This is a genomic window from Allobaculum sp. (assembly GCF_047010065.1).
GTDB classification, from domain to species: domain Bacteria; phylum Bacillota_I; class Bacilli_A; order Erysipelotrichales; family Erysipelotrichaceae; genus Allobaculum; species Allobaculum fili.
The window spans coordinates 1-8173 of record NZ_JBKXLD010000101.1 but is presented as its reverse complement, the minus strand read 5'-3'; the positions used below and the strand labels follow the sequence as shown (position 1 = coordinate 8173).

Here is an 8173-nt window from a genome sequence, read left to right as displayed (position 1 = left end):
ATTTTAGCACTAATCGAAAGAGGATCAAGCAATTTATGCCCAAAGATATTCAAAAAGAAATCCAGAACGGAACGAACGCGCCAAAGACTCTGGATCGAAGCCGCCTTTTGGATTCCCATACATCATCGAAAAATACCCCGGAGCGGGAAGGGTACTACTTCGCGGGCTGGTACGTCGATCCGGAACTGACGCGTCCAGTCAACCCGGCGGGACTTCTGCCCGATACGATGCAGCTGTATCCCAGCTGGAAGCCGCTTTCCTACAACATCATTTACGAACTCGACGAGGGCATGAACTCGCCGCTGAACCCCCACAGCTATACCGTCGAAAGCGGTCTGCTCAAGCTGTACCCGGCGCAGTGCGAAGGCAAGCTCTTTACCGGCTGGCTGATGGATGGCGAGCTGATCGAATACATCGATCCGTCGTGGATGCGAAGAATCCGTCTGAAAGGAACGTTCGATGCTCTGGTGGAAATTTCCTTTGACTCGTGCGGCGGAAGCCGCGTCGCTCCGGTAAAAACCGATGGCGCGGGACGCATTCACCCGCCGTTTTCGCCGATCCGGATTGGCCATCGCTTTACGGGCTGGTATCTTGATCCAGCCTGTCATCGCGCCTGGAATCCGTCCATGCGCTTTGCCAAGCCAACAACGCTTTACGCGGGATGGAAGGAAGAAGAATACGAAATTCGCCTGGATCCGGACAAAGGCGTGCTGGACGTCGATCCGGTGCTCTCCTACTCGATCAATACGCCTTCGTTTACCTTGCCGGTTCCCAGGCGCAAAGGCTGGAGCTTTGGCGGCTGGTATGACGAGCGCGGCAACATCTGTCTGATGGTACGCAAAGGCATGAGCGGCAATCGAAATCTGCATGCCCTCTGGGTGCCGGAAAGCGAAGAAAGTCTGCATGTGCCCGGCCGTTTCTGGAGACCGCTTCATCTGGATTTTGAAGATGAGGAAAGTATCGATACGCAGGGTCTGTCTGAGAAATAGGACAAAGTATGGATTTGGATCGTGCGGGAATTGTGACCGCGATGAACGCATGGCTTGAACAGCCGGATCGAGGGTCCTGCATGGAATGCCGGCAGCCGTATTTCGATCGACACGGGGATCAGATTATCGTGTATCTGGAAAAGTAAGATGCGGGGATACGCCAGCGATGACAGGACACTTCTGAACGGTCTGGAACTATCTGGAATCGCCATTGAAAATGAGAATCAGTCTCGTCTTGCGTCTGTCTGTGCAAAATACGGTTTGATTCGTAAAGGAAACGAGCTGCGTAAAGAAACAAATTCGGATCGCCTGCCAGACGATCTCGTGCATTTTGCACAGGCGCTTCTGGAGATTGAAAAACAGCTCGGTGAACTGCCCTTGCACACGACAAAGGGCTCCAGTATGCGCGACGATCGAAATCCGCATACCCGCTCCACTGTGTCCGAAACGGCCTGCCCGTTTATGAAATGATGAACATGAAAAAGCGGCTTCTGCCCGGCATCCTGGGATTGGATGCGGGCAGAAGCCGCTGATTTTTTTACTGGCGAGGAAACTAGTCTTTTTTGGTGTTGTTGGCTTTCAGGAATTCAAGCGTTTTGCGCTGAGTGATCTGCGCGGCTACGGCTTCCTGCGGGATGAACATTTTCAGCTGTTCAGGCGGGAAGTTGTAAACGGTCGAGAGCAGTTCGTACTCTTTGGCAAGATCCTTTTCGTCGGCACCGATCTGTTCGGCACTGGCGATGGCATCGAGAACGAGTGCGGAACGCAGTTCGTTTTCAGCTTCCGGTACCAGACGGGCACGGAATTCTTCCGCAGTCTGCTTGGACGCTTTCAGGAAGTCATCGAAGCTCATACCGTACTGTTTGAGCTGGTTTTCGTACTGTTCCATGTGCTGGGAAACCTGGGAGTCGATCATGGCTGCCGGGATGTCCATCTGCGCGCCTTCCGCTACGCGGGTGAGGATCGCCATGGCCAGACGGTTTTCTTCCTGTTCGGTTTTCATCTGGGTCAGTTCTTCACGGATCTTGGCTTTCAGCTCATCAACGGTGCTGCAGCCTTCGAGGTTCATCTTCTTGATGAATTCATCGTTGAGTTCCGGGACGATGGCTTTCTGAACGGATTTTACGGTGACTTTGAAGATAACCGGCTGTCCAGCCAGAGAGGCTTCAAAGTAGTCGGACGGGAAGACAACTTCTACGCTGCGCTCGTCGCCGGCTTTGACGCCGATCAGCTGATCTTCGAAGCCAGGGATGAAGGTGTGGCTTCCAAGAACCAGCGGATAATCGTTTGCGCTTCCGCCTTCGAAGGCGGCGCCGTCTTTTTCACCGACAAAGTCGATGACAACCTGATTTCCGTCTTCCGCAACCGCGTCTTCTGGGAGCGGTTCGAAGAGGTTCGTCTGGTTGATACGGCCCATAACGTTCTGGAGAACTTCTTCTTCCGATACGGTGATCGGCTGTTTTTCAAAGTTCAGTCCGGTATAGGCAGGGAGAGTCACTTCTGGAACGAGGGTGCAGGTCAGGGTAACCTGAACGTTGCCGTTGGCATCCGCTTCGGAAAGGAATGCAGGCTGGGTAGCCAGCTTGAGTGTGTGTTCCTTTGCGGCTTCGGTGAAGACTTTTCCGCCTTCCTGAGCCAGAGCGTATTCCTGGGCTACCGCTGGATCTTCGGATCCGGTCGCTTTTTTGGCAGCTTCGATATCGGCTTCGTATTCCGCTTTCGGAATGGTGAAGGTAATTACTGCCTCATTTTTCTTAGGATATTCAATTTTATAGTCCATGATATTCATCTTCCTTCTGTGTCCATTTTAACAAATTCACCATGAACCATGCGGGATTTGACTGTTCCGGCCAGACTGTTCAGGGCGAGGGTCAAAAGGTATTCCAATACGGAATGGAAAAGCAAGCGAATCGGATGAAAACACAAAGCTAAAGCAGAAAAGGCGAAGAAAGAGGAATCCGATTCGGATGCCTTTTTCACAAAAACAGGCCGTAATCCGGGCAAAATGCGCCCGGGCTTCGGCCTGTCGACAATTTATATGCGGTAAATGGAACGATTTCGATCGATGAAACTTTGTGGACCCCATTTTCATCGAGGCGGCAGGAAGTGCAGGGCTCAGCGACAGTTTATTCTTCCTGGCCGGAAAGCGTTCGTGAAAGCTGCAGATCGATCGCGTGTGAACGATCGATTTTGCGGATGTGGAATCTGGATCCGCCGGATTTTTTTCAAAAAATTCGAAGGATCCTTTTTGCCCGAATGTGTGAGATCTGAACACCGCAGCCCGAATATCTTTGTGATGTGCAGAAGAAATTTTGTTCTTTATGGAACTGGATTTGCGTATTTGGATTTACTTAGCTGTTTTGGATTCCGGCTTTTCGTATTTCGTTATGAAATCAGAAAAGACGTTTCGCGTCGGGAAGAAGACGCAGATGGAGAATCGATGCATGCAGGGCTTTCACCTGCGCATCAATATCTTCCTGCGTCATCGCTTCTGCGGCTGCCTCATCGACAGACGCGATCATCTCATCCGCGGCTTCCAGAACGTCTTCCATCGTCTGCCAGCCGGCGGACTGGAACTGCGCCTTGGCGTATCCGTGCGCCTTTTGCGAAAGGAAGTGCAGGGTATCCAGATTCAGCGTCAGGACAGGCAGAAGTTCGAGGGTATCGATCGCGTTCTGCAGATTGGTGCAGGCGTTTGCGATGGAGGATTGGCTGAGGGCTTCAAGATTTGTCTGGAGCGCTTTGGCTTCGTTCAGGGCGGACGTCAGATTCGTAAGTGACTCTTCTGTATACAGCTTGGAATCATACAGCTTGGAATCGACAGCTTCTGCGGTTTCGATCAGCGTATCCAGTGCAGCTGATCGCCTTTGAGAGCGACGAGTTCGAGTGCGCAATCCAGACGGGATTTGGATGTATTGACCTGTTCCTGCGCGGCGTTCTCGTTTACCAGCAGGGGTTTTGCTTCACTTAAAGCGGCTTCAAATTCCGATACAATCGCTTGGGGCAGACCGTTAAGATCGCCGGCTTCCTGTTTCGCTTCGGCCGTATTTACCGCCGTCTGCAGAGCGCTTCGATCGACTTTGACTTTGAGACCGTCGATAGCGGTCTGCAGGGAAGTCGAAGCGGCAGTGATGTTTTCCTGATTCAGACGGCTCAGATCCGCTTTAAGAGCTTTTGCCTGCGACACCGCTGTGGTAAGTGCGGAAACGGAGGCTTCGGTATATTTGTCGGAATCGATGGCTTCGGCTTTGGCGATCAGCGCGTTGAGCGCGCTCAGATCGTCTTTTAACGCCGCCAGATCGAGGACGTGATCGACACGGACTTTGGATGCATCGATCTGCTCCTGCGTGGCGCTTTCATCTTTTAACAGGACATTGGCTTCGGTTAAGGCTGCATTGAATTCGGCGACGATGTTTTCTTCAAGACCTTCGAGTCCGCCGGCGGTCTGCAGGGCAGCAGCGGTATCAACGGAAGCCTGAAGCTTGCTTCGGTCAGCGGGAACGGCTTCTTCAAGTTCTGCGAACGCGGCAAGGTACTTTTTCTGGAGGACGTTGATGGCCTGACGCGCAGCAGCGCCAAAGTTTCCGTACGTCCTGGCCTGAATTTCTTCAGCCTGACTCTGGTACTCCTGAAGCGCTGGATACGCTTTGTTCCAGGAGTCGGCGGTGTAGTCTTTTTCGTTCAGTGCTTTGGTGCGGGCCACAAGAGAAGGCAGTGTGTTGAGTTCGACGATGACATCGTAATCGGGCATCCATTCTTTCGTATTGTGGTTTCTTGCACGGAATACGACTTCCGTATCGTAAACATACACTTCATAGCCCAGGCCTTTGCCGGTAAAGACAGGAACATCGACAAGGGTTCCCCAGACGGAGTCCATGATTTCCGCTGTGCCAAACGGGTTATGAATATGACCGGTGATGAGAATCGTTTCGGGATGTTTAGCCAGGATGGTTTTCATGGCTTCATCCTGATCGCCGAATCCGTTGTAGTTCATCGAACCGGAGTGGGTATAGTTGAGTGCCTGATGGATCATGATGAAAGCGGGGCGGGAAAGCGACTCGTCTTCGCTCAGTTTTTCATCGAGCCAGTCGAGCTGTTCCTGCGAGAGCCACGCCATATCCTTCGGCGAGTTTTCAGAGTTGAGAACAATGAAGTGATAGCCGTCGATCCATTGATCGTAGTAGAGCTTGTCGTCATTTTCGCCCATATATCTGGCGTTGTTTTCCAGATAGCTGGCGGAAATGATCGGGAAATGGGCGTTTACGCCGCCTGGACTGTCTTCCCACTGTGATGACGTCGGTCCGCGCATTTCGTGGTTGCCCATGGCGACCAGAACGCCTTCGGTTTTCTCGCTCAGACCGGCCTCAAGCCGGTCGTAGAAACTCGTCATCTGTTCTGGCGTGCCGCTCTGTGTCAGATCCCCGGCCAGAAGGATCGCTTTGGCTTCGGGGTTGATCGTATTCATGTCGGCGAGCGCTTCGGAGAAAGTATTCAGAGACGCTTCACTGGACGTATGAAGGTCGGAGACGACGTGGAAGTTCAGCTTAGCCGGCGTACCTTCCATGAACGTGTCGTATTCCTTTAACAGCGCGTCATAAATGGCCTGCCGATCGGCCCCTTCAGCTTTCATGTCTTCGCGCTTTAGCGAGGGACGCTTTCATTGTTTCGATAGCGTCAGGGGTGTAGCGTTCGCCCGCGGTCATCAGATCGATCGGCCGGTCGATGCGCTCCAGCTCCAGATCCATTAAATACGTATTGGCGGATGCGGCAATTTCCTCGGCGCTCAGCGCACGGCGGCTGACACTGAATTCATCGATCCACGCGTCGTCTACCGCCAGGAACTTCGTGCCGTCGGATTTGTTCGAGGCACCGATCAAAAAGTCGGACGAATCGATTGTTCCATGGTGGGCGGCAATCGATTTGGGCGCTTCCGCCTGCTTGCCGACGATGTAGTACGTCATCGTTTTGGCACGGCCGCGGTCGATCACGGCGGCAATGTGGTGCCAGGTGCCGTCGGCCGGCGTCGTGATGCGGCTTGAATCCGTACGCGAACCGCCCGGTGTCTGGAAGTTGAGCGTGACGCCGTTGACCATATCGCCGATGGTAAAGCCGGGATTCGATCCGGAAACCCATTCCTTGTTGCCGACGATGCAACCTTCGGTCTGAGAATCGGCCGACGCCTTGTACCAGAACTGAACGGTAAAACTGCCGGTTCCAAATTTCAGATCATCCGGCTGACCAAAGTTGATATACTGTTTCGCTTCATCGGTGCGTTCGATCGAGTTGACGAGATGGATGGCTTTTCCAAGTTTTCCTTTGCCGTATTCCGGGGAGCCGACAACGGTTCCGTTGTTTTCGCCGCCGCTTCGTCCTTGGCGCTTTCCTGATCGAAGCTGACGGAAAGCACCGGCTTCGGGGCGGTTTCTTCCGCGGCCAGGACACAGGTCATGTTCGGCGCAGCCTGCAGGACGGACAGACCAAGCGAGGTGCTGAGCGTCAGCACAAACAGACTGTTCATTTTTCTGTAAATCATGCTGAACCTTTCTTAGATTTTCTCTTTAATCCTTATTTTTGTTTGTGCGGCATACGTTTGGCTGCACGCAGGAAGAGGCGAAAAAAAAAGACGCTTCTTCCAGACCGCCCTGTCCGATCGAAGCGGGGGAGATTCGATCAAACGATGGAGCGATCCATTTCTGGCCCGTGCAGTTTCTCTCCTTTCTGCCTGCACTGGTTTGTGCCAGAATTGCTGATAACCCTTACATCCTTAATTTTATAGAAGGAGCGATTTTTGAATCCAAGCGTATTGTTCAGGGGTCAGAATTTCAGTCCGGTTTGTACGAAATCTTTTGAATTGACGAAATCGGATACAAAAAAACGGCTTTTCAGGTGAGAAATGCCGATTGATGAAAAATTTCAGTGAAATGCGCAATATGACCAGACCAGCGGAAAGGCCTCAAAAAGTCAGAGCAGGCCTGTTCGCGATACAGAGCCTTCATCCGCCCGATCAGAAATTCACCCCTTTAAAAAGGATACGGTTCTTTCCTGCCAGAATGAGACTGCGTCCTGAACCGGAAGCTTTAGGGAATGCCGTAAGAAAGGGTTTAGAGTGTTCAGAAAGCCTCTGCATCGTCTGTACTTTTCAAAACGGATTGCCCGCAGATGCACCCGCTAAGATTTAGCGGCGTCAGGACTGATAAATACAGCTTTATTTTGAAATTTGTTACAATGATTGAGGCTTGTGAAATGGAAGAATGGTTGTCATGAACACGACCGCTTCTGTATAATTTTCAGGCTCGGAGGCAGTATGAACCGAAAGGACAGCACATTGGAATTGAATCCCCGTCTTGCGGATTCCGTAAATGATCCCGCAAGTGACAATAAACAGAACCCGGACGAAATGGCCAGCGTTCTCAGGCTGATCCATGGATCCGAATCGGATCAGGAAAAAGCCGTTTCGCTTCTTTGTACGATGGATCTGAATGCCTGTCATGACGCATGTCAGCAGCTGCTTTCGAGTCCAGTGCTTCTGCAGGAATTTAAAGGCGAACTGATTCTGGCATTGATCCGACAGAAAACAGATTCTCTGTTTACAATGGAAAAAGACAACGTCAGTTATCGGTTTAACCCATCCCTTTTAAATGACCCCGATAAAACGTCGATCATTTTGCAGACCAGAGACTGGCTGGAAACGATGCTGGAAGCAAATCGAACGTTCGGCGCCCGATTTGCTTATCAGCTTCTGGACCAGGAAATCCTGGAAATGCTCCCCAATGATTTTGAGGGCTATGATCCAAAGCGTCTGGCCGGATCCATTATCCGGCTTGTCTGCAGGGAGATGAACGACGAGGCCGGTCTGGAAGCGATGGAAAAGAAGTATTATCCCGACGGTCTCAAGCCGTACCCGCTGCGTATAGAAACGAGAGGAAAATTTTGAGTATGAAGACAAATTCCGTAAAAAACGATAACAATACCGTTACCGTTACCGCCACATTTGACCAGGCTGAGTGGCAGAAAGAATGCAAAGCCGCTCTGAAAAACCTGGCCGGCCGTGCCCAGATCAAAGGCTTCCGTAATGGACGCGTACCAGCTGCCATGATCAAAAAAGTCTATGGCGAAGCTGCCATCGAAGAAACAGCAGCAGAGAAAATGAGCCGTCAGCATCTCGATGCGATCATTGAAGAAGC

At 51.8% G+C, this 8173-nt stretch carries 10 protein-coding genes; 5 read left to right on the top strand and 5 right to left on the bottom strand.

Annotation, left to right across the window (positions count from 1 at the left end; translation table 11 throughout):
* Positions 1-35 precede the first annotated feature (35 nt).
* From ACLUYS_RS08455 to ACLUYS_RS08445, 3 genes are read left to right on the top strand one after another with little or no spacing between them, the layout of a single operon-like run.
* Complete coding sequence (locus ACLUYS_RS08455) at positions 36-989, top strand: InlB B-repeat-containing protein (RefSeq protein ID WP_230267594.1); 954 nt, start codon at positions 36-38, stop codon at positions 987-989.
* Positions 990-997: 8 nt separating this feature from the next.
* Positions 998-1135, top strand: a complete 138-nt coding sequence (locus ACLUYS_RS08450; protein WP_230267595.1) for a hypothetical protein — start codon at positions 998-1000, stop codon at positions 1133-1135.
* A gap of 1 nt (position 1136) precedes the next feature.
* Entirely contained in the window at positions 1137-1460 is a 324-nt protein-coding gene (locus ACLUYS_RS08445; protein WP_230267596.1) for a DUF1828 domain-containing protein, read from the top strand.
* Between the two features lie 82 nt (positions 1461-1542).
* On the opposite strand, the gene tig is transcribed toward ACLUYS_RS08445, so the two are convergent.
* From tig to ACLUYS_RS08420, 5 genes are all read right to left on the bottom strand, one after another.
* On the bottom strand, positions 1543-2769 hold the full coding sequence (tig, locus tag ACLUYS_RS08440; protein ID WP_412659595.1) for a trigger factor: 1227 nt from the start codon (positions 2767-2769) through the stop codon (positions 1543-1545).
* Between the two features lie 613 nt (positions 2770-3382).
* Complete coding sequence (locus ACLUYS_RS08435) at positions 3383-3883, bottom strand: hypothetical protein (protein ID WP_412659594.1); 501 nt, start codon at positions 3881-3883, stop codon at positions 3383-3385.
* Complete coding sequence (locus ACLUYS_RS08430) at positions 3829-5619, bottom strand: metallophosphoesterase (RefSeq protein WP_412659593.1); 1791 nt, start codon at positions 5617-5619, stop codon at positions 3829-3831. Before ACLUYS_RS08430 ends, ACLUYS_RS08435 begins: the two co-directional genes overlap by 55 nt.
* On the bottom strand, positions 5609-6214 hold the full coding sequence (locus ACLUYS_RS08425) for a LamG domain-containing protein (RefSeq protein WP_412659596.1): 606 nt from the start codon (positions 6212-6214) through the stop codon (positions 5609-5611). The genes ACLUYS_RS08430 and ACLUYS_RS08425 overlap by 11 nt, the downstream gene beginning before the upstream one ends.
* Complete coding sequence (locus ACLUYS_RS08420) at positions 6211-6522, bottom strand: hypothetical protein (RefSeq protein WP_230267601.1); 312 nt, start codon at positions 6520-6522, stop codon at positions 6211-6213. Before ACLUYS_RS08420 ends, ACLUYS_RS08425 begins: the two co-directional genes overlap by 4 nt.
* A 771-nt stretch (positions 6523-7293) precedes the next feature.
* On the opposite strand from ACLUYS_RS08420, the gene ACLUYS_RS08415 reads away from it, so the two are divergent.
* Both ACLUYS_RS08415 and ACLUYS_RS08410 read left to right on the top strand, forming a co-directional pair.
* Positions 7294-7923 (top strand): hypothetical protein, encoded by a 630-nt coding sequence (locus tag ACLUYS_RS08415; protein ID WP_412659592.1) that lies wholly within the window; start codon positions 7294-7296, stop codon positions 7921-7923.
* Between the two features lie 2 nt (positions 7924-7925).
* Positions 7926-8173 (top strand): trigger factor family protein (locus ACLUYS_RS08410; RefSeq protein ID WP_412659591.1); only part of this gene is annotated, 248 nt, incomplete at its 3' end.